Below are 21925 nucleotides of genomic sequence, written 5' to 3'. Positions count from 1 at the left end.
CATCACTCCTTTATTCGATAACCATGAGGCATCCAAGCACCCCATTTAGCCTCGTAGATCGCCCTATTTTTTTCGAAGAGCTCCTGTCGCCTCTCTTGCTTCAGCTTGTTAAATGACGCGGACAGATTATGGTGAATGAAGACATCATCCGCGCAAGCTATACTCCATCCTGCTTGCTCTACGCGGCGACAATAGTCATCGTCCTCGAAAAATCCGACACCAAAAGATTCGTCTAACGGTCCGATCTTTTCATAAACAGCTCTTGACATCATGACGCAAAAGAATGCCGCTGTTCGCAACGGCGTCAACATGCCAACATGGTAAGCCGTGTATTGGCGAGCCGCCCTCAGCATCTCATCCATATCGGTGTAGTCGATATCGATACGAGCTTCGTTTCCGATGTTGTTGGTGACGGGTCCGAGCAAACCAAGCGTACTGGTCCGCTGCATATGACCAACCAACGTAGCAATCCAACCTGGCGTAACATAAGTGTCGTTATTCAGGAGCACCAAATAGTCGCCAGTCGCAACTTCAAGACCCTGATTGTTTGCCGCGGCAAATCCTCGGTTTTCAGAATTGAGAATGATACGTCGGTTACCTGAGGCATTCGCCCAAGTCTTCAAATAAGCAGCCGTATCGTCGGATGATGCATTATCGACCACGATCACTTCTAGATTAGTGTATGCGCTATGCTTTTCGAGGCTAGTTAAACAAGCATCCGTCAGATCAAGATTATTGTAAGTCACCACGATCACGCTTACACGTGGCTCAGTTAATGCTGCGATGCCGTTATTTAAATCATTAACACGATGCATCCACGTCTGCTCAGAAGCAAATTGCTTACGCCTTGCAATCACCTCGGGATCTGGCTGCACTGCAAGCGCTGCGCGCATAGCCTCGATGAATGATTGATGATCCGTAGCGCTGCGCACAAGCTCACCAAACTGTCGGATCTCTGGCAGCATAATCGACACAACTTCTTTGCCTGCGCTCAAATATTCGTAGACCTTAACCGGATTAGTGGCGAGTGTCAGAGGAATAATCTGAAAAGGCAGCATGCACACATCGAAGCTGGATAAGTAGAACGGCAATTTCGCGTATGGCACTTCACCGGTGAATTGAATATTTGTCAGATGCTTCAGTCGCTGCTGCGCACCGGCCGTATCGGCACCCACCATAAGAACCAGACAATCGGCAAAACACTTGGCAACTCTTTCTACCAGATCCAAATCAAGCCATTCGGCGATTGCGCCGTAGTACCCGATAATCTTGCGCCCTTGCTCGTCCTTGAAAACCGCCTCGGGTTCCATTGCAAAATGCTCGTACTGACAGGCATTGCGGACCATCAGTCGGCGCGGATTGTGCTGGCGCGTCTCTTCGTAAAGCCAATCTGACGTCACTACCAACAGGTCGGCAATGCGCATCAATTCGACCTCACGCGCCAAAATTTCAGGACTGTTATCGGCGAAACCGCCATGATGGTCCATGCAATCATAAGCAATACGCCGGTTTGGCAGAATACGCGCGGTCTCCAGCCAAAAAGGATGCTCGACAAGCGACAAGCAAGAATGACTATGCGTCCAAGCAAGCAGCTCACCCAAGCTCGCGCGCAATTGCTCCTGAGCATCCGGCGTCGGTATGGCCAGATAGATTGCTGGGCTACCTTTTAGATAGAGCCGGACCCTGAACAATCTGCCCTCACTATCAAGCGGATCGACAGTGAAACCGGGGCCAGAGCGATCAACAAAAAGATTTGAGATGTAGAACACTCGATGGCCACTGGCAGCAAGCTCCCGTGAGAGATGTTGCGGTCGCTGTATCCGAAAATGCCAGTCAATGACCGACCAAACGAAAACATCTCGCCGATCAGCCAATGGCTGTGCCAATTGAATTTTCGAACGACCTGCCACTTCCAAATTAGGCATATCGTTTACTGTTTCAGGCGATAAAGCCTGCTTGAGCTTTACACGATCCGCGTCAGCAATTCCCCGATGGCGAATAATGCGCGCCAGCACGCGCAGTGGCCGCGTCAAACGCCAGGAACGGCTGGCCTTTATCATTTTCAGCTCTTCGTTCGCTTGCTCAAGTAACCTAATATGCGACTGATATTTGGCGATCTCCCCACGCGCGACAATCAACTGTTGACTATTTTCATTCGATTTGAGGCGTACCTCATCAAGCTCACGACGCACTTCGCCAAGCTCACGATGCACTTCGTCCCGCTCAAGACGAAGCCTACTCATCTCGGCCCGAGCTGCAGCAATTTTAAGGACGCCTTCCTGCTCCGCCTCAGCCAGTCGCTGATCGAGAAGCGATTTTGGACCCATATCCGCGATCAGCGGACGAGCAAATTCAAGTTGATTCATTAGCTCGGTTAGGGCTGCATCTAATTCGGGCCAATGCGCTTGGTCATGCGCTACCAAACAAGACTTTTCGTAGACTTCAAACAAAGGCTGCGCCCATAAATGAGGCAGCAAATGCTTAGCCTGCTCCCTTCTTTGATGCCGTAAATCCATTGAAAGGTGCGCACCGATCTCAGCCGCGCAATGCTTGGATGAAATGGGCCACTCTACCTTCAGATTTGCCGCTATGCGCGCTATGCAAGACTGCCAATCCTCCAGTAATTCGTTATAGTTCGCTATGCATCGAGGCAAGCCTTGCGATAGCCGCATGGGCTCGACAAGATGTCGAAGCCACATTAGCGATGCGGACGCTGCAGAAAGGCCATTGCGCCGCATGAGCGACCCAACCACCTCCGCAGGATCGCGCATCGCGAAGATTAACTTTGCTTGAATATCCAGTCGCTCCAGCGCCATCAGCCACAAAGGCAATAGGCGACATAGACGAGGGTCCTTTACGGCCCAGATCGAAGAATCGCCAAATTCACTGACAATCAGTGTTATAAGCTCGTCTAGGAAGACGGCCATCTCTGGCTCGTCAAGCCAACCTTTGCGTAGTTCTCGCGTATCGTCCCAGCTTGAATCGAGCGCACTGAGCAATCGTTCGTGAAACGAAACAAAATGCTGATTTTCCCAAAAACCTGCCTCGTTATCGAACGCAGCCTCTGATAGCTTCGATCCCAACGTCACGCCGTGTAAGTTGATAACCCTCGTCAGCGCCGAGGTACCACTTCGATGCATGCCAAGGACAAGCAAAGCTTGCCGGCGATCGTGTTGCTTCTGGCTCATGCTCCTACCTTGCTTTGATCCATCAACTGAACTTCAGATGTAATGCAGAAGTCGACTACACCCGTTGCCAGGCGTTCGGGTTGCGGCATTACACGAAACATCGTCGCATCGATTAGTCTATCGACATACGTTTCCTCTTCACCGACACGCGCCAATACACCCGCATTGGTGAAGTAGGTACCCCCATCGAGCAGGCAGCGGAAGCGGAAACGTACTTCGACAGTTTGGCCAGCCTCGACCAGGGTGATCGAATCCTGCGGCAAGCTACTAGCGCCCCCACCCAGCTCGAGTCCGGTCAAGGTCTTAATCAACATTCCGCAACGAACTCCCGCAGCAGCTTCCCGAAAATCGACCCGATAGATAAAAACGTACTCTTGGCCCGAACGCAGCACATTTACTTTGCGGCCTTCCGGTGTCTCGATATGCGGTTGCTCAATGCACGCGCCGTGCGTGTCGTAACGGATAGTACTTTTTGGTACCAACCCTTCATCAAACCATCCCCGCGAGTCTTCCGGATCCTTCGGTGCGCGGGGCTGATCCGCCGAAGCAACCAGTTTTGCGTCTTGCCGCTCGATTTCCGACAGGCGTGGACTATCGCCCGCTTCAGCATCGTCCTCGCGCTCTGCACGAATCAATTCGCGTAGAGCTTCGACGCGCTCTGGCGGCATATAAAGCATTTTTTGATAACGCGATACTACAAATTTTGGCGATCCCTGGGTCAGCAGTTCGCCCTGATCCAGCAAGATGGCACGATCACAGAGCTGGGTAACGATGCCGGCAGAGTGCGAAACAAACAGCACAGTTGCACCATCGTCCCGAATCCGATTGATCCTCGCGAAACATTTTCGCTGAAATGCTTCATCACCTACGGATAATGCCTCATCGACCACGAGAATATCTGGCGTAACATGGATTGCCACTGCAAACGCAAGACGTACATACATGCCGCTTGAGTAGCACTTTACTGGCTGATCCATGAAATCGCCGATTTCAGCGAACGCCGCTATTTCATCAAAGCGCGTTTCGACTTCCAGTCGGCTGAGTCCAAGTATGGCGCCATAAAGAATAACATTCTCTCGCCCCGTAAATTCCGGATTAAAGCCAGCACCGAGTTCGAGCAATGCTGCGATGCGCCCGCTGATTTGGATGCGGCCTGTCGATGGCATCAATGTCCCGCAAATGATCTGAAGAAGTGTCGACTTGCCGGACCCGTTTCGTCCGACCACGCCGAGTGTCTCACCTCTGCGCACCTGTACAGAGACGTCCCGCAGCGCATGAAACTCCCGATACCAGCGTTGCTTAGCCCCGCGCGAAGACATCATCTGATATAGCCGATGGATTGGCTTGTCGTAAACTGGAAATACCTTGCCTACATGCTCGATTTGAATCGCCAGCTCAGATGACATCGGCGAATCCCCGTCGCGTCAAACGAAACACCGTATAGCCCAGATACAAAGCAGCCGATGCAAACAATGTATAGATGCCCAGCCCAATCCAATTGGGAAGGATGCCCCACAAAGCAACATTTCTTTCCTGATCAATAATGAAGGATAATGGGTTTATCAATAACAGCCAGCGATATTGTGGCGGCAATGCATCGATCGGAAACATGGCTGTCGACAGAAACAACATCGCCGTGGCCAATACGCCTGTGATCTGACTGATATCGCGCAGATAGACCCCCAGCGCAGCCAGTAACCAGGATACGCCTAATGTCAGCAAGACTAACGGCAACAATACTAGTGGCAAAAATACGATCGTCCACACAACAGTGTGGTCAAGCACTATATGCAAGGCCAGAAACACGACAAAATTCATGAGTGTATGAAACAACGCTGACGCCACCATCGGCCATGGCAAGATTTCGAGGGGAAAAATTACCCGTTTGACAAAATTGGTGTTGCTAGTGATCAAATGAGGAGAGCGATTGAGGCATTCCGCAAAGAAACCATGCACTATCAGCCCTACGAACAGAATGATCGAGTAATGCACGTGCCCCTGGGCCGCCTGTGGCCATCTCGATTTCATTACGAAACCGAAAGCAAATGAATAAACCATCAGCATTAAGAATGGACTGATCAGCGACCAGAACAATCCGAAACTGGCACCACGATAGCGGCCCAAAACATCTCGCTTGGCAAGTTCAAGCGCCAGCGATCGGTATGTTCTGAGCGCACTGAATGGCCCCGATGCTTGCGAAGTACTGGTGCTGGCAACATAAAACTCCAACTTAATATCTCCATCACTGTGGCCATTGGCCCTATCTATCTAACGCCATGGCCAATTCATCGCGTAAATCAGCTAAATCTTCCACACCGACCGACAATCGAATCAGCCCATCGCTTATGCCCAGTCTTTTACGGTTCGCGGCAGGCACAGAGGCGTGCGTCATGATAGCCGGATGCTCAATAAGACTTTCCACGCCACCTAGCGACTCGGCAAGCGCGAACAATTCGCAATACTCAAGCACGCGCCGCGCCTTCCTCAGACCACCTTTTACTTCCACTGAGATGATGCCGCCAAAACCATTCATTTGCCGCTTCGCCAACGCATGTTGTGGATGGCTCTTTAACCCCGGATAGATCACCCGCTCGACTGCAGGATGCTTAGCCAGCCATCGGGCCAATTCGAGCGCGCTTGTGCAATGTGCGTTCATGCGCAAATGCAGTGTTTTCAGCCCTCGCATGGCGAGAAAGGAATCGAAAGGGCCGGCGATTGCTCCGACCGAATTCTGCAGAAACGCCATTTGCTGGGCTAACTCCGTGCTACCAGCCACAACGATTCCACCCACCATATCCGAATGACCGTTGAGATACTTTGTCGCCGAGTGCAGTACCAGATCTGCACCATGCTCCAGAGGCCGTTGCAATATGGGCGAGCAAAAGGTGTTGTCCACTACGAGAATCAGCCCGTGCCTCTTTGCAAAACGAGCAACTTTAGGCAGGTCTACCAGTTTAAGCATCGGGTTGGTAGGCGTTTCCGCCCATATCATACGTGTGCTCGGTTTCAGGGCAGCCTTGAGCGCATCGCCATCGTTAAGATCGATGAAACTGAAGTCCAACCCAGCCGAGCGGCGACGCACTTTTTCGAATAAGCGATAGCTGCCGCCATACAGGTCATCCATCGCTATGACATGGCAGCCACTGTCAAGAAGGTCGAGTGTGGTAGCCGCCGCCGCCAAGCCGGAACCAAAAGCGAAACCAGCGACGCCCCCTTCCAGATCCGCGACGCAACGTTCATAGGCCATCCTCGTAGGATTTTGCGTTCGAGAATATTCAAAGCCTTTATGCTTGCCTGGACTCTGCTGTACGTATGTGGAGGTCGCATAAATGGGCGTCATAATCGCGCCTGTGCCAGGGTCAGGCGCCTGACCGGCATGAATAGCCCGGGTACCCATGCCCAGCAAGCCGCTTTTTCTCGATTTCCTCATACGATCCGCATCCCCTTGGCTGGATGACTTGCGCCATAAACCCACCATCTTACCTGCACCAGCTGAACTGCTAAAGTTAAGCCTTTCAGATCGCGCGCTCTTAGCATGAAGATACTTGCGCGCTGAAGATCTGCTAGGAGTGTGCAGGTGCAGTCTTCTGCATCATCAGCCGTCTGATGCACTGATGACAGCACAACCGTCGCCGAAATGCGTTAACATATCTAAGCGCCAATAACAAGACCATCAAGCCCCCCCGACTTAAAGTGGAGTCACAACGCTGCGAGCGATATGCCTATAAGTGCTCAAGACCGTCGATTGCTGGCCAGTTGATTTCCCCTACGCGCGGCTCGCCAAACCGACTCCAGGACGCCCGTTCAATAACATCCGAGCGGATATGGTGGCTCTTGCAGGTACGAAGTACAGTCTCGGCAGAAACAAGTCTGGCTTGAGTCGTACGGGGCACATTGATCGGCATGTCAATCAAGCAATAGTTCGGTAAAAAACATTCGCTCAAGCCCAGCAGGGCGATTGAAATCATCCTTATCTGCCACCCTTATTCATCACGCTTCAGGCTCAACGAATGAGTGTGGCGCATGTAAAACAATAGGTCGCCAACACTGGTGGCCAGATGAGGGGGAGCAATATCGTCACCGCCCCGTTAGGCCGTATTCCAAATGCTACCAAAGCTAGCAGAACCCATTCTTTCTAGTTCAAGTGTCAACATACTGCGTAACATTTTTAAAAAGTTAGCCGTAAGGCTTGACCCATGGCGACATGTTTCCTTCGAACTGCCCAGAAAACCTTCCATATGACAAAATAAGTAGCCACCTGGGAGTTCGATATGAAAATGAAAGTACTGCTCGTTACCGGCGGAGCCGGTTTCATTGGAGCCAATTTCGTGCTGCAGGCGATAGCCAAAGGCTTCCGAGTAGTAAACCTTGACAAACTTACCTACGCGGGCAATGTCGATACACTTAAGCCGCTCGCCGACGATGGACAACACGTATTTGTACGGGGCGATATTGGCGATCGTGATCTGCTTCAGCGCTTGCTGACCAAGCACCAGCCCGACTCTGTCATCAATTTCGCCGCCGAATCCCATGTCGATCGATCAATCGACGCTCCAACTGCTTTCATCCACACCAACGTCGTAGGCACCTTAGCGCTATTGGAGTCGGTTCGCGACTTCTGGCGCAACCTCGAAAGCCCGGCACGCGACGCCTTCCGCTTCCTCCACGTCTCCACCGACGAGGTCTACGGCTCCCTCGGCGCGGAAGGCAAGTTCACCGAAAGCACGCCCTACGCGCCCAATTCCCCTTACTCCGCATCCAAGGCCGCGTCCGATCACCTGGTGCGGGCTTTCCACCATACCTATGGATTGCCCACGCTCACTACCAATTGCTCCAACAACTACGGCCCCAACCAATTTCCCGAGAAACTGATCCCGCTGGTGATCCAGAAAGCGTTGGCTGGCGAACCCCTGCCGGTGTACGGGGATGGCTTGAACATCCGCGACTGGCTGTATGTCGGCGACCATTGCTCGGCCATCCGGCGTGTGCTGGAGGCCGGGCGGGTGGGTGAAACGTATAACGTGGGCGGTAACGCCGAGCGCACCAATATCACGGTCGTCAAGACCATCTGCGCGCTATTGGACGAACGCCGCCCCCTGGCCGACGGGCGCAAGCGCGAGTCGCTGATCACCTATGTCAAGGATCGGCCGGGCCATGATCGCCGCTATGCCATCGATGCCAGTAAGATCGAGCGTGAACTGGGTTGGCGTCCGTCGCAAAGTTTCGAGAGCGGTATTGCAAAAACCGTGGACTGGTATCTGGATAACCAAGCTTGGGTACAGCGCGTGCTCGACGGCAGCTATCGCATGGAGCGGCTGGGCGTATGAGCACACGCAGGGGCATCATCCTGGCCGGCGGGTCCGGCACGCGGCTTTACCCCATTACCCAGGCAGTCAGCAAGCAGTTGCTGCCGGTGTACGACAAGCCGATGATCTTCTATCCGCTGGCGACGCTGATGCTGGCCGGCATCCGGGACATCCTGGTGATCAATACGCCGCATGAGCAGGCGCTGTTCCAGCGGTTGCTCGGCGATGGCTCGCAATGGGGCATCAACATCCGCTATGCGGTACAGCCCTCGCCGGACGGACTGGCGCAGGCGTTCGTGATTGGCCGCGACTTTATCGGCAACGACCCAAGCTGCCTGGTGCTCGGCGACAACATTTTCTACGGCGTGGGCTTCACCGATCGCCTGAAGCGGGCGGATGCGCGCACGCAAGGCGCGACGGTATTCGGCTATTTCGTGAAGGATCCGGAGCGCTACGGCGTGGCGGAATTCGATGCCGAGGGCCGCGTCATCGGACTGGAAGAGAAGCCCGCCAAACCGAAGTCTCACTATGCTGTAACGGGGCTCTATTTCTATGATGCGCGCGTGGGCGATTTCGCCGCCGAGCTCAAGCCCTCGCCGCGCGGCGAGCTGGAGATCACCGACCTCAACCGGCGCTACCTGGAAGATGGATCGCTGCATCTGGAGCAGCTCGGGCGCGGTTACGCATGGCTCGACACCGGCACGCATGAATCGCTGATGCAGGCCGGCAATTACATTGAGACGATCGAGAACCGCCAGGGCTTGAAAGTGTGTTGCCCGGAGGAAATCGCCTATATCAACAAGTGGATCGATGCCGAACAGGTCAGGCGCCTGGCCGCTCCGCTGGCGAAAACCGGCTATGGACAGTACCTGGTGAACCTCATCGAATTGGGGCATGTGGGATGAAAATCATCCAGACCTCTCTGCCCGGCGCAGTGGTGATCGAGCCGCAGGTGTTTGGCGATTCGCGCGGCTTTTTCTACGAAAGCTACAACCGCGACAAATATGCCGCGGCCGGCCTCGATCTGCGCTTTGTGCAGAGCAATGTTTCGCGTTCGGCACGCGGTGTGCTGCGCGGCCTGCACTATCAGTGGCCCCATCCGCAAGGCAAGCTGGTCAGCGTGCTCGACGGCGAGGTCTACGACGTGGCGGTCGATATCCGCCGCGGCTCGCCCACCTTCGGGCAATGGGCCGGGGTCATGCTGACGGCGGAAAACCATCGGCATTTCTGGATTCCGGAAGGATTCGCGCATGGCTTTTGCGTGCTCTCCGGGCATGCCACCTTTGCGTACCAGTGCACCGCCATGTACGACGCCAAGGCCGACGCCGGCGTGCGCTGGAACGATGCAGCGATCGGCATCGATTGGCCGATAAGCGAGCCTGCGCTGTCCGATAAGGACGCCAAGGCGCCCGTGCTGGCCGATGTGCCCGCCGAACGCCTGCCCGTGTTCGCATGAGCGTCCTGCTGCTCGGTGCCAACGGCCAGCTGGGCCGCAGTTTTCTCGACCACGGCGGGCTGGCCGCGTTTGGCGAGGTCATTGCGACCAGCCGCGACGGACGGCGTGGCGACGGCGGTACGGCCATGGTCGCCGACCTTGCGGCGCCGGCCTCGCTCGGGACGCTGCTGGATGCGGTCCGGCCGCGCATCATCGTCAACACGGCCGCCTATACGGCGGTCGATCGCGCCGAGCAGGAGGAGAACCTCGCCACATGCGTCAATGGCGAGGCGGTCGACGTACTGGCGCGCTGGGCTGCCGAGCACGGCGCGCTGGTGGTGCACTACTCCACCGATTACGTGTTCGACGGCAGTGCATCCGCACCCTATCCGGTCGATGCGACCACCGCGCCGCTGGGTGCATACGGACGCAGCAAGCTGGCCGGTGAAATGGCGCTGCGCGGGAGCGGCGCTGCCCACCTGCTGCTGCGCACGGCCTGGGTATATGCGCCGCACGGACACAATTTCCTGCGCACGATGCTGCGGCTCGGCGCGGAGCGCGAGGAACTGCGCGTGGTCGCCGACCAGCAAGGCGCTCCGACCAGCACTGCCCTGATCGTTGAAGCCACGCTCGCCGCGCTCTCAGCATGGCAGCACACCGATCAGGCGAGGCGCAGCGCGATGCTCGGCACGCATCACCTGGTCGCCAGCGGACACACCAGCTGGCACGGCTTCGCCACCGCGATCTTCGACGCCGCCGTTGCACGAGGCCTGCTGGCGCGTGCGCCACGGGTCGTGCCCATCAGGTCCGACGAATTTCCTACCCCGGCGAAACGGCCGGCGTGGTCGGTACTGGATAACCGGAGCTTCCAGCAGACCTACGGCTACACGTTGCCGGCTTGGCAGGATGGCTTGCAGCGAGTGGTCGAGCGGCTTGCGTCCGTGGCCGACCGGCGTTGAGTTCCGGCGGTGGTGTTTGAGGCGTAAAGTCCCGGGATTCCGGCATCCGTCGGGCGTTCATGGCGGCTTGGGCTTGCGCCAGGCGACGTGCGGGTTCCGGACGATATAACTTCACTGATAGGTTGATCATGCTGATTCCCCTCATCCTCAGCGGCGGCAGCGGTACCCGCCTTTGGCCGGTCTCGCGCCGCAACCTGCCCAAGCAGTTCCTGTCGCTCAGCGGCGATGGCACGCTTTTTCAGCAGACGGTTGCCCGCACGCAGAAACTGCCCGAGGTCAGCGCGCCCATCATCGTGGCGAGTGAAGATCACCGCTTCCTGGCCGCCGATCAGTTGCTGGAATCGGGCGTGGAAGGCGCCAGCATTCTGCTCGAACCAGTTGCCCGCAACACCGCCCCCGCCATCGCCCTGGGCGCCCTCAAAGCGCTGGAGCGCGACCCGGACGCGCTGCTGCTGGTGCTTCCGGCCGACCACCTGATCGGCGATCCCGCCAGTTTTACCAACGCGGTGCAGCAGGCGCTTCCGGCCGCGCGCGCGGGCTGGCTGGTGACGTTCGGGATCCGGCCGGACCGTCCGGAAACCGGCTTCGGCTATATCCGCCGGGCCGAGTCGATCGATACCCATGCGTTCCGCGTCGAGCGGTTCGTGGAAAAGCCGGACCAGCCCACCGCCCGGAGCTATGTCGAGGACGGCGGCTATGACTGGAATTCGGGCATGTTCCTGTTCAAGGCCGCCCGCTACCTGGAAGAACTGGGCGAGCACGCGCCGGACATGCTGGCCGCGGTGCGCGAAGCCTACGCCACCGGCCATGGCGACCTGGATTTCGTGCGCGTGGACGCCGAAGCCTTCGCCAAGGTTCCCGACAATTCCATCGATTACGCGGTGATGGAAAAAACCTCCCGCGCCGCGGTCATTCCGGTCAGCTGCGCGTGGAGCGATATCGGTTCGTGGTCGGCGTTGTGGCTGTCCGGCCAGCATGACGAGCACGGCAACCAGCGCGAGGGCGATACGCTGGCGGTCAACACCCGCAATTCGCTGCTGCGTTCGCACGATCGCCATATGATCGCCACCGTGGGCGTGGACGACCTGATCGTGGTCAGCACGCCGGATGCCACGTTGGTGGTGCATCGCGATGCCGCCCAGGACGTGAAAAAAGTAGTCGACCAGCTGAAGGCTTCCGGCCGCAGCGAACACTCCTTCCATCGCGTAGTGCATCGCCCGTGGGGCAGCTATGACTCGCTCGAAGCGGGCGGCCGCTTCCAGGTCAAGCGCATCGTGGTGAAACCGGGCGCCAGCCTGAGCCTGCAAAAGCACCACCATCGCGCCGAGCACTGGATCGTGGTGTCCGGCACGGCCGAAGTGACCTGCGACGACAAGGTGTTCCTGATGGCCGAAAACCAGAGCACTTACATCCCGCTCGGCAGCGTCCATCGGTTGCGCAATCCGGGCAAGGTGCCGCTGGAGCTGATCGAGGTGCAATCCGGCAGCTACCTCGGCGAGGACGATATCGTCCGCTTCGACGACGTTTACGGGCGCTCCTGAGCAGACCCGTTACCCGCGCGACTTGATCCTGCCGCGCAAGGCGGTTGCAATAGCCGTTGCCCCGTGCATGTCGCTCGGGGCGACGGCTCAAGGAACCCGCGGATGTCCCATGTATCCCATGTACTACGTATGCGTCGCCGGCTGACGCATGCCTGTCTTCGCCTCACTATCCTGGTTGCCATGCTGTGCGTGCCGGTGGCGTGCCTGGCGGCGCCGACCGCGGGCAGCGTGCCGGTACGCCACGTCTTCATCATCATGCTGGAGAACGAATCCTATGCGGTGACGTTTGGCCAGCAGTCGCTCGCGCCTTATCTCGCGCACGAGTTGCCCAGGCAGGGAGCTTTGCTCAGCCAGTACTACGGTATCGGCCATTACAGCCTGGACAACTACCTGGCGATGATCAGCGGGCAAGCCCCCAATCCCGCCACGCAAAACGATTGCACCACCTTCGGCGAATTCGTGCCCACCGGCAAAATCGATGCGAACGGGCAACTGCCGGGCACCGGCTGCGTCTACCCCAAGCGCGTGCGCACCATCGCCAACCAGCTGACCGATGCCGGCCTGAGCTGGAAGGCCTACATGGAAGACATGGGCGCCGATCCGTCGCGGGAAGCGGCCACCTGCGGACATGTCGCGGTCGGCGCCAAGGATCCCACCAGCCACGCTACCCCGAAAGACCAATACGCCGCCAAGCACAATCCATTCGTCTACTTCCACGCAATCATCGACGATGCGAAGTATTGCGATAGCCGCGTGGTGAACCTGGACCATCTCAGCGCCGATCTCGCACACGTCGACAGCACGCCAAACTTCGCCTATATCACGCCCAACCTTTGCCACGACGGCCATGACGCGCCATGCAAGAATGGCGAGCAAGGCGGCCTGATTTCGGCGAATGCGTTCCTGCGCACCTGGGTGCCGCGCATCATGGATTCCCCGGCGTTCAAGCAGGATGGCCTGCTGATCATTACCTTCGACGAAGGCACCGACGGCACCGCCTGCTGCAACGAAAAAGGCCTGCCCGGCGGCCCGCGGCCGGGCCAGTTCGGACCGGGAGGCGGCGTGATCGGCGCCGTGATGCTGTCGCCTTTCATCGCACCGGGTACCAGGTCGGACGTGCCGTACAACCACTACAGCCTGCTGCGCAGCCTCGAGGACATCTTCGGCCTGCCGCACCTGGGATATGCCGGCGACAACCGCCTGCGTACATTTGGCAGCGACGTGTTCACCGCCCGTCCCATCCCACAAAAGTAACTCGTTCGGATAACGCGGAAAGAAGAAGCCCCCTGGCAAGAACCAGGGGGCTTGTCGATCCGCAGCGTTCGTAACGGCGGCAGTTACCAGTTGGATGCGTAGACCAGGTTGTAGGCGTTCACCGAACCGATACCGGTGGCGAAATCCCAGCCGGTGCCCGTGCCATAGGCCGGAGCGTCGGCCGAAGTCGACGTCGACAGTACGCCGTAAGTACTCGAAGGCTTGTAGCAGCTGTGCGTGCCGGTGCAGTTCACGTCCATGTCGCCCTGGGTAACGTCATAGAAGATGCACGAGCTGCCCACGGTATTGCCGTTGCTGGAGTTGCAGGTGCTGCTGCCCGATGAGCCGTACTCGGTATTGGCCAGCGAGTAGTAGACCGGGTTCGGGTTACCCGCGCCGCCGGTCAGGTTGTTGTGCTCGTTAACCAGCGACTGGATCGCCGCCATGATCGGTGCTGCGAACGAGGTGCCACCCGCGCCGGCCCAACCGCTCGGGGCACCGGTACAAGCCACGCCCTCGCCCTTGGTGTTGCTGTAGCAATACACGTAGTAATGGCCCCACGCACCGTTGGCCGCGAACAGCGAGACGTCCGGGATATCACGCACGCCATCGGCCGGGTTGCCGAGTATCGATTGCCACGACGGCTTGGCCGTGCCCTTGCAGGTGCCGCTGACGACGCCCGAGGTGCTGGGCTTGCCGCTGGCGCAACCGCTGGGGCCACCGCTGCCGGAAGCCGTGGTCAGGTAATACTCCTTGCCCTCGCTGCTGTTGCAGAAGCCGCTCGTGCCGTAAGGCGTGCTGTAGCCTGCCGCCTTGCTCAGCAAGGCACTGGCGCAGGAGTCGTTCCACGGAATTTCCGGGATATACGACAATGCCGAGCCATAGGTCGACGTATTGCTCGAACTCCAGTACGTGCTGCTGGTGCCGGCATAGGTGTCGCCGAAATCGGTACCGCCCACCGCCACGTTGTACGGCGTGGAAGCGAAGCCGCTCACGCCGACGCCATGAGTAGCGTTGCTCTCGTCGGCATCGCAGCTGGCCGCGCCTTCGTCGCCGGAGGAAACGAATACCGACACGCCTTCGGTTGCGGCCTGCTGGTAGGCCGACACATAGGCGGCATTCGCGGTGGCTCCGTTCTCCGCCTCGCACTCGCCGTAGCTGATGCTCATGATCTTGGGCACGGACGAACCGTTGATCAGGTTCTGTACCGCGATCAGGCCGCCGAAAGTGGTCGAGGTATCCTTGCACGACGCCAACTCCAGCGTGGCGCTGGGAGCGGCGGCGCCGGCGTATTCCACGTCCAGTTCGGCTTCGCCGTCATTGCCGGCGACATCGCCCGGGTCCGTGCAGCTGCTCGGATGCACCTGGCTGAAATTGGCGGTCGGCAGTCCGAAAGTGGAACGGAAAGTGGTGATATCCGCCGTCTTGTATACGTCGGTATCTTCGATCAGCACGATGGTCTGGCCGCTGCCGTTGATGCCGGCATTGAACAGCGGATTGAGGTTGTAGATCGTTGCCAGGTCGGCCGGTGTCACCGCCTGGTAGGTGCTGCTGCCGCTGGTGAAGGTGTAATCGCCATGCGGCTTGAAGTTCACGTGCGGGCGGAAATCGTTCAACGACACCACCCCTTGCACTGCCGCCGCGAATGCCGCCGGAATCTGCGGATCACTCATGTTGGCGATATGGTTCTCGCCGTTGACGCTCAAATGATGGATCTCGGCATTGAACGCGCTATGCACCTGGCCAGCGGTACCGGAGAAATCGATGGTCATGCCGCTGTCGTACACGCGGTTCACGGTGAAACCCTGCGACTTCAGCCAGCTGGTCACCGTATCGATATCCATCTGCGAAGGGCCGTATTGCTGGCCGAATTCGGCAGCCGTCAGCCACTGGTGGTAATTCGGCGAGCCTTTGGTCAGCTGTTGCTGCATGAACGTTTCCAGCGCCGCCTCCCGGTCGGCGGGGCGCTTCAACTGCAGGAACATATGATCCAGCACGGTGGCGTCTTCCACCCGGCCGCGATCATTGCTGGCCGTGGCGAAGGGCGATACGTTTCCTTCCAGGGTAACGCGATCGTTATTGTTCGGGGCCTGCGTAATCTGCGGCCTGGACAGCAAGCCAATCGTGGCGGCATGGCTACTCATGGCGTAGGCCGATGCAAGGCCCATGGCCAATACGGTCAACACAAACTTGGCAGCACCATGGCCGCCATGACGTACAAATCCAACTCTCACGTGTATGTCTCCCCAAGATTTCCATAAGAAATGACGTCGCGGAAAGCCACGCATGCCATCACGACGGCGGCATGGCGATGGCACGAAGCGCCAAACGCAAATCCACAATCACGTAAAAAATCCCCTCACCACACAGTGCTGAAAATGTTGCGACTGTTGCCCTGGTTCGCCGTCATTTTCGCCCCGGCATCTTTCTAACATGGGCCCTGCATGACCGATAGATGACGATCACATGAAGTCGGTCACAGTTTTTTGTAGGCGTAAAATTTCCCGCGTCACTGCGCAAACGGGCATGGCGACGAAAAACGACAACTGCTCGCGCACACGTCCGCAAGTATCTCGATCTAAATGACACACTCGGCTTTTACTTGCGTGTTGGCATCGCGCCCACGCCCGGCTGCCCGTTAAAAAACAGCAGTAATGACGCAGCATGCGGCATGGCCGTAATGGGATGCGGTATCCGCGCACAGTCGGCATTGCGCCGCGCGTTTTTCAAACGTATCGGGTCGCCGGTGTATGCAATCGACGACTATCGCCACGACGTGCAGCGCCGCTCCCGAAAGCGCGCTGGTCCGATCTCGGCAGCAGCCAATCATCCGCATGGCAACGCGAAGCTATCTACCCGGCCCGCAGCCAGCGTCGCAAGGACGAATCGGCTCCGCCTATACCTTATCCAGCGACCGGGTGCGCAAGCGGTATTCGTCGTAGCCCACATAGATACTGCCGGCCAGCACCATCAACGCGAGCAGATACCAGGTGATCAGGTAGCTGAGATGGTTGTTGGGAAACTGGATGACGGTCTTGCCGCCCTTCGGCCATGCGGATGGGCCGCCGGCAGGCGCGGCATCCGCATCGACGAAGTAAGGGGCCACGTCGGCAAGTCCGCGCGCCGCGGCGATGGCGCCGACGTCGCGCGTGTACCAGCTGTTGTGAGCCGGATCGTTGTGGCGCATGAACGCCGGCGGTTCGGACATCCGCAGCAGTCCGGTGACGGTCGTTTCGCCGGTGGGACCAGGTTCGCAATGCCCTTCGCGGCCACACCAATCGGCGGGCGCGAAACCACGATTGACCAGCACGATGGCGCCGTCGGCCATCTGCAAGGGTGTCATGACCCAATAGCCGCTGCCTTCGTCGGTGGCGGTCCAGATCAGGGTCTGGCGATCGTTGAGAAAAACGCCGTGCAGGCGCACGTGGCGGTATTCGTCGTCCCCGGCGTTGACACCGCTCCATTGGTCGGGCGCCGGCGGCGCCACCGGCGGCGCATGCACGCGCTGGTCGACATGGGCGATCAATTCGCGCTTCCATGCCAGCCGTCGCACCTGCCAATTGCCCAAAGAAATGAAGCCGACGAACAGGCCCGCGGCAAAGATGGCAAGCAGGATCAGCGCCAGCGGACCACGGGGCTGGCGGGGCGCGTCGTAGGGAGAAGTCGTTTCGGAAACCATGGCGCCATGATCGCATGCGCTGCGATCCGTGGACCTGCCTCGCGTCATTCCGGCGCAGGCAGGCATCGCCGCCGGATGGACAGGAAACCTGACGCGACGGGCCGTACTTACGGCAAATTGCGCGTGTCCTGCATCATCGACGGCGTCATGTTGTCGTTGAGGTGGTACATGATCCAGATCGATCCGCTCAAGGCGATCACCACCAATACGATGGTGAAGACCAGCGCAAGCATGTTCCAGCCACCTTCCGACTTCGTGTTCAAGTGCAGGAAATAGACCATGTGCACCACGATCTGGATCGCCGCCAGCATCAGGATCAGCACGGAGGCCGGGCCGGATTTGGCGAACGCGCCCGACATCACCAGCCAGAACGGAATGGCGGTCAGGATCGCGGCCAATCCGAACCCGGTGAGATAGCCCTTCAGGGTAACGTGGATGGCGGCCACGCCGTCATCGCCATGCTCGTGATGGCCGTCGTCGTGGCCGTGCTGGAGGTGTTCGCTCATGGCAGCACTCCCATCAGGTAGACAAAGCTGAAAACGCCCACCCACACCACGTCGAGGAAATGCCAGAACATCGACAGGCACATCAGCCGCCGCTTGTTGGCCGCAGTCAGGCCTTTCCTGCCGACCTGCACCAGCAGCACCACCATCCAGATCAGGCCGCAGGTCACGTGCAGGCCATGCGTGCCTACCAGGGTGAAGAACGAGGACAGGAATGCGCTGCGCTGTGGCCCCGCGCCGATCGACACCAGATGCGTGAACTCGATCAGCTCCAGCGTGATGAAGCCGGCGCCCAGCAAGCCGGTGACGATCAGCCATGCCATCATCGGTCCGCGGCGATTCTGTTGCATTTCCAGCACGGCGAAGCCGTAGGTGATCGAGGAAAACAGCAGCAGCATGGTGTTGATCGCCACCGTCGGCAGCTCCAGCACCTGCGCGGCGGAAGGACCGCCCGCGTAGTCATGGCCGAGCACGCCATAGGTGGCGAACAGGCAGGCGAAGATGAGGCAGTCGCTCATCAGGTACAACCAGAAACCCAGCAGCGTGGCGTTTTCCGGATGGTGGCCCTCGGCCACGTGGAAGCGCAGCGCTTCCTCTGCGCCGCTGCCCCCGCTTACGGTCATGGTCATGTCAGACATGGCTGGCTAGCAACTCCGCGCGGGATGCTTCAATGCGGGCCACCTCATCGGCGGGTATGTATTTGTCGCGGTTGTAATTGAAGGTATGTCCGATCGCCACGGCCAGCAACGCCACGAACGACACCACCGCAAGCAGCCACATGTACCAGACCATGGCAAAGCCGAACACGAAGCTCAGCGCCGCCATGATGAAGCCCGCGCCGGTGTTCTTCGGCATGTGGATGGGCAGGAACCCTTGCACCGGCCGGCGATAGTTGTACTGCTTCATCTGCCACCACGCATCGACGTCATGCACCTGCGGGGTGAAGGCGAAGTTGTACGGCGGCGGCGGCGAGGAGGTGGACCATTCCAGCGTGCGGCCATGCCACGGATCGCCAGTCACGTCGCGCAGCTGTTCGCGGCGCAGGATGCTCACCGCGAACTGTACGATCATGGCGAGGATGCCAAGCAGGATCAGGAACGCACCGAATGCCGCGATCTCAAACCAGATCTGCAGGGCCGGATCGTCGAAATGGCGCAGGCGGCGCGTCACGCCCATCAGGCCCAGCAGGTACAAGGGCATGAAGGCGAAATAGAAACCCGTCACCCACAGCCAGAACGAGCACTTGCCCCAGAACGGATCGAGCCGGAAGCCGAACGCCTTCGGAAACCAGTAATTGATGCCTGCGAACATGCCGAACAGCACGCCGCCGATGATCACGTTATGGAAATGCGCAACCAGGAACAGGCTGTTGTGCAAGGAGAAGTCCGCTGGCGGTACCGCCAGCAACACGCCGGTCATGCCACCGATCGCAAAAGTCACGATGAACGCCACTACCCACAACATCGGCACGTCGAAAACGATGCGGCCGCGGTACATGGTGAACATCCAGTTGAAGATCTTCGCGCCCGTGGGGATCGAGATGATCATCGTGGTGATGCCGAAGAACGAGTTGACGCTCGCGCCCGAACCCATGGTGAAGAAGTGGTGCAGCCATACCAGGTAGGAAAGCACCGTGATCACCACCGTCGCATACACCATCGAGGCATAACCGAACAGGCGTTTGCGCGAAAAAGTGGACGTCACTTCGGAGAAGATGCCGAACGCCGGCAGGATCAGGATGTACACCTCCGGATGGCCCCACACCCAGATCAGGTTGACGTACATCATCATGTTGCCGCCGTTGTCGGCGGTAAAGAAATGGGTACCGACATAACGGTCCAGCGCCAGCAGCCCCAGCGTAGCGGTAAGCACCGGGAAAGCCGTCACGATCAGCACATTCGCGCACAGCGCGGTCCAGCAGAAGATCGGCATCTTCATGATGCTCATGCCCGGCGCACGCATCTTGATGATGGTGGCGAGCAGGTTGATGCCCGATAACGTGGTTCCCACACCGGCTATCTGCAAGGACCAGATGTAGTAATCCACGCCGCTGTCCGGGCTCGATGCCAACTCCGAAAGCGGCGGATAGGCCAGCCAGCCGGTGCGCGCGAAAGCGCCGATGAACAGCGAACTCATCACCAGCATGGCGCCGGCTACCGTCATCCAGAAACTGAAATTGTTGAGGAACGGGAACGCTACGTCACGCGCCCCGATCTGCAGCGGCATCACGTAGTTCATCAGGCCGGTAATCAGCGGCATGGCGACGAAGAAGATCATGATCATGCCGTGCGCGCTGAACACCTGGTCGTAGTGTTCTGCCGGCAGGAAGCCTTCGTTCGGACCGAAGGCCATGGCCTGCTGCGCGCGCATCATGATGGCGTCGGAGAAGCCGCGCAGCAGCATCACCAGGCCCAGGATCATGTACATGATGCCGATCTTCTTGTGATCGATGCTGGTGAACCATTCGCGCCAGAGGTAGCCCCAAAGGCGGTAATAGGTCACCACGCCGAGCAGCGCCACGGCGCCGAGCATCACCGCGATGAACGTACCCACCAGGATCGGCTCGTGCAAAGGGAAGGAAGCCCAGTTCAGGCGTCCGAACAGCAGCTTGGCGAGATCAGGATCTTGGAGGGTCATCGCGGCACCGGGGCGTGATTCACTGTGGGTGAGCCATCGACATGGCGTCATGGTTGCTGGAAGGCGCGGCCGCCTCCGGTTCCTCACCGGACTCCGGGGTGCGGAGCATGTTCATGCACGCAACGCCGGGATGGACGCAACGGTTGAGGATGGACCCGTACAGGCCGGGCGCCACGCTGCCGTAATAGTGCACCGGGTTGCGCTCGCTGGGCGCTTCCAGCGATGCATAGGAAGTGCGATCAAGCCGGTCGCCGCTGCCCTTGACGCGCGTCACCCATTTGGCGAAGTCACCCTCGCTCAGGCCATGGAAGGTGAAATCCATGTACGAGAATCCCGCGCCGCTGTAGTTGGCCGAAAAACCCGTGTAATCGCCCGGTTTGTTGATCACCGCCTGCAACGTGGTCTGCATGCCCGGCATGGCGTAGATCTGGCCGGCCAGGGCGGGAATGAAGAACGAGTTCATGACGGTCGAGGCGGTGAGGTTGAAATGGATCGGCCGGTTCACCGGCGCGGCCAGTTCGTTCACCACCGCGATGTGTTGTTCGGGATAAATGAACAGCCATTTCCAGTCGAGCGCGACCACGTCGACCTCGAGCGGCTTCATGCCTGCCGGTACCGGCTTGCCGGGCGCCAGACGGTCGAGCGGCCGGTACGGGTCGAGCTTGTGCGCGCTGACCCAGGTGACCGCGCCCAAGGCGATGATGATCAGCAACGGGGCCGCCCAGATCATCAATTCCACGATGGTGGAATGATCCCATTCCGGATCGTACTTGGCCTTGTGGTTGTTCGCGCGGTAACGCCAGGCGAAGACCAGCACGGTCACGATCACCGGCACTACGATCAGCAGCATCAGGATCAACGAGACGATGATCAGGTTGCGCTGCTGCAAGGCGACATCGCCGGATGGCGACATGAGCACCGTATGGCAGCCCGTCAGCGACAGGACAGCGGCAAGCACTAGCAGTCCGCGGAAAGCCTTCATGGACATACCCGGCGATGCAACCGAAAGGGAAAAGGTGGTGCTGCGCTGAAAAGGTACGCCGATCGGCAGTCGATGCGCAAATGGTCTGGTGGACGCAGGGAAATCCTTTGCTCGATTCGGTGTAAGCACGGGGCCGTCTGTAACGTCTGCGCCATCGAGGCGGTGCGAACGGAAAACGCGGGCCAGCTTATTGAATGGCCACGTGATGAGAGGGTGATTCCGGTCTTTTTACGCGGCCCCGCGTCGTGCGACAAAGAAGCGCAGCGGCATGCTGCAACACCTCGACAGGGCCGCCCTGGCCCCTGTCTTTGTCGCCACGCTCGCAGGGAAAACAGGGCCAGGGTGTCCGCGTCTGCGCGAAATAGACTTTCTACGCCCTAGCCTTGTCGCCGCGACGGTGCCATGCTGTGGCCGCCGCATCATCCCTCATCCGGGTAACGA

At 58.8% G+C, this 21925-nt stretch carries 16 protein-coding genes; 6 read left to right on the top strand and 10 right to left on the bottom strand.

What is annotated here, in order from left to right; all coding sequences use genetic code 11:
- Positions 1–2: 2 nt before the first annotated feature.
- From ISP15_RS11375 to ISP15_RS11360, 4 genes are read right to left on the bottom strand one after another with little or no spacing between them, the layout of a single operon-like run.
- Positions 3–3188: a glycosyltransferase gene (locus ISP15_RS11375; RefSeq protein ID WP_404547454.1), complete on the bottom strand. Its 3186-nt coding sequence runs from the start codon at positions 3186–3188 to the stop codon at positions 3–5.
- The gene (locus tag ISP15_RS11370) at positions 3185–4594 is read right to left on the bottom strand and encodes an ABC transporter ATP-binding protein (RefSeq protein ID WP_404547453.1); all 1410 of its coding nucleotides are present in this window, start codon (positions 4592–4594) and stop codon (positions 3185–3187) included. Before ISP15_RS11370 ends, ISP15_RS11375 begins: the two co-directional genes overlap by 4 nt.
- On the bottom strand, positions 4584–5417 hold the full coding sequence (locus ISP15_RS11365; RefSeq protein WP_404547452.1) for an ABC transporter permease: 834 nt from the start codon (positions 5415–5417) through the stop codon (positions 4584–4586). The genes ISP15_RS11370 and ISP15_RS11365 overlap by 11 nt, the downstream gene beginning before the upstream one ends.
- 31 nt (positions 5418–5448) lie before the next feature.
- Positions 5449–6618 (bottom strand): trans-sulfuration enzyme family protein, encoded by a 1170-nt coding sequence (locus tag ISP15_RS11360; RefSeq protein ID WP_404547664.1) that lies wholly within the window; start codon positions 6616–6618, stop codon positions 5449–5451.
- Positions 6619–7465: 847 nt separating this feature from the next.
- Between ISP15_RS11360 and rfbB the strand changes: the two genes are divergently transcribed.
- The 6 genes from rfbB (at position 7466) to ISP15_RS11330 (ending at position 13683) form a co-directional block, all read left to right on the top strand.
- On the top strand, positions 7466–8515 hold the full coding sequence (rfbB, locus tag ISP15_RS11355) for a dTDP-glucose 4,6-dehydratase (RefSeq protein WP_404547660.1): 1050 nt from the start codon (positions 7466–7468) through the stop codon (positions 8513–8515).
- Positions 8512–9399 carry a glucose-1-phosphate thymidylyltransferase RfbA gene (rfbA, locus tag ISP15_RS11350; protein ID WP_404547450.1) on the top strand — a complete coding sequence of 296 codons (888 nt, stop codon included), beginning with the start codon at positions 8512–8514 and terminating at the stop codon, positions 9397–9399. The genes rfbB and rfbA overlap by 4 nt, the downstream gene beginning before the upstream one ends.
- Positions 9396–9950, top strand: a complete 555-nt coding sequence (gene rfbC / locus ISP15_RS11345; protein ID WP_404547449.1) for a dTDP-4-dehydrorhamnose 3,5-epimerase — start codon at positions 9396–9398, stop codon at positions 9948–9950. Before rfbA ends, rfbC begins: the two co-directional genes overlap by 4 nt.
- Complete coding sequence (gene rfbD / locus ISP15_RS11340; protein ID WP_404547448.1) at positions 9947–10888, top strand: dTDP-4-dehydrorhamnose reductase; 942 nt, start codon at positions 9947–9949, stop codon at positions 10886–10888. The genes rfbC and rfbD overlap by 4 nt, the downstream gene beginning before the upstream one ends.
- Positions 10889–11016: 128 nt before the next feature.
- Positions 11017–12429: a mannose-1-phosphate guanylyltransferase/mannose-6-phosphate isomerase gene (locus ISP15_RS11335; protein ID WP_404547447.1), complete on the top strand. Its 1413-nt coding sequence runs from the start codon at positions 11017–11019 to the stop codon at positions 12427–12429.
- Between the two features lie 102 nt (positions 12430–12531).
- Complete coding sequence (locus tag ISP15_RS11330) at positions 12532–13683, top strand: alkaline phosphatase family protein (protein WP_404547445.1); 1152 nt, start codon at positions 12532–12534, stop codon at positions 13681–13683.
- 83 nt (positions 13684–13766) lie between these two features.
- On the opposite strand, the gene ISP15_RS11325 is transcribed toward ISP15_RS11330, so the two are convergent.
- The 6 genes from ISP15_RS11325 to cyoA all read right to left on the bottom strand — a co-directional run bounded on the left by ISP15_RS11325 (position 13767) and on the right by cyoA (position 21484).
- A complete protein-coding gene (locus tag ISP15_RS11325; RefSeq protein ID WP_404547444.1) occupies positions 13767–15917 on the bottom strand; it encodes a S53 family peptidase in 2151 nt (716 codons plus the stop codon).
- A gap of 662 nt (positions 15918–16579) precedes the next feature.
- On the bottom strand, positions 16580–17362 hold the full coding sequence (locus ISP15_RS11320) for an SURF1 family protein (protein WP_404547443.1): 783 nt from the start codon (positions 17360–17362) through the stop codon (positions 16580–16582).
- Between the two features lie 107 nt (positions 17363–17469).
- Positions 17470–17868: a cytochrome o ubiquinol oxidase subunit IV gene (gene cyoD / locus ISP15_RS11315; RefSeq protein WP_404547442.1), complete on the bottom strand. Its 399-nt coding sequence runs from the start codon at positions 17866–17868 to the stop codon at positions 17470–17472.
- Entirely contained in the window at positions 17865–18503 is a 639-nt protein-coding gene (gene cyoC / locus ISP15_RS11310) for a cytochrome o ubiquinol oxidase subunit III (protein WP_404547441.1), read from the bottom strand. The genes cyoD and cyoC overlap by 4 nt, the downstream gene beginning before the upstream one ends.
- A complete protein-coding gene (cyoB, locus tag ISP15_RS11305; protein WP_404547658.1) occupies positions 18496–20469 on the bottom strand; it encodes a cytochrome o ubiquinol oxidase subunit I in 1974 nt (657 codons plus the stop codon). The genes cyoC and cyoB overlap by 8 nt, the downstream gene beginning before the upstream one ends.
- Positions 20470–20521: 52 nt before the next feature.
- Positions 20522–21484 (bottom strand): ubiquinol oxidase subunit II, encoded by a 963-nt coding sequence (gene cyoA / locus ISP15_RS11300; RefSeq protein WP_404547440.1) that lies wholly within the window; start codon positions 21482–21484, stop codon positions 20522–20524.
- Between the last annotated feature and the right edge of the window lie 441 nt (positions 21485–21925).

This window comes from Dyella jejuensis, from assembly GCF_044904675.1.
GTDB lineage: Bacteria > Pseudomonadota > Gammaproteobacteria > Xanthomonadales > Rhodanobacteraceae > Dyella_B > Dyella_B jejuensis.
The sequence above is the reverse complement of the archived record's forward strand: the minus strand, read 5'-3'. Positions and strand labels throughout refer to the sequence as shown.

Coding starts and splice junctions, on each gene's coding strand:
- ISP15_RS11330 (WP_404547445.1), top strand. CDS start 12,532: ATGTCCCATGTATCCCATGTACTACGTATGCGTCGCCGGCTGACGCAT.
- rfbA (WP_404547450.1), top strand. CDS start 8,512: ATGAGCACACGCAGGGGCATCATCCTGGCCGGCGGGTCCGGCACGCGG.
- ISP15_RS11335 (WP_404547447.1), top strand. CDS start 11,017: ATGCTGATTCCCCTCATCCTCAGCGGCGGCAGCGGTACCCGCCTTTGG.
- rfbC (WP_404547449.1), top strand. CDS start 9,396: ATGAAAATCATCCAGACCTCTCTGCCCGGCGCAGTGGTGATCGAGCCG.
- rfbB (WP_404547660.1), top strand. CDS start 7,466: ATGAAAGTACTGCTCGTTACCGGCGGAGCCGGTTTCATTGGAGCCAAT.
- rfbD (WP_404547448.1), top strand. CDS start 9,947: ATGAGCGTCCTGCTGCTCGGTGCCAACGGCCAGCTGGGCCGCAGTTTT.
- cyoC (WP_404547441.1), bottom strand. CDS start 18,503: ATGTCTGACATGACCATGACCGTAAGCGGGGGCAGCGGCGCAGAGGAA.
- ISP15_RS11320 (WP_404547443.1), bottom strand. CDS start 17,362: ATGGTTTCCGAAACGACTTCTCCCTACGACGCGCCCCGCCAGCCCCGT.
- cyoA (WP_404547440.1), bottom strand. CDS start 21,484: ATGAAGGCTTTCCGCGGACTGCTAGTGCTTGCCGCTGTCCTGTCGCTG.
- ISP15_RS11370 (WP_404547453.1), bottom strand. CDS start 4,594: ATGTCATCTGAGCTGGCGATTCAAATCGAGCATGTAGGCAAGGTATTT.
- ISP15_RS11360 (WP_404547664.1), bottom strand. CDS start 6,618: ATGAGGAAATCGAGAAAAAGCGGCTTGCTGGGCATGGGTACCCGGGCT.
- ISP15_RS11375 (WP_404547454.1), bottom strand. CDS start 3,188: ATGAGCCAGAAGCAACACGATCGCCGGCAAGCTTTGCTTGTCCTTGGC.
- cyoD (WP_404547442.1), bottom strand. CDS start 17,868: ATGAGCGAACACCTCCAGCACGGCCACGACGACGGCCATCACGAGCAT.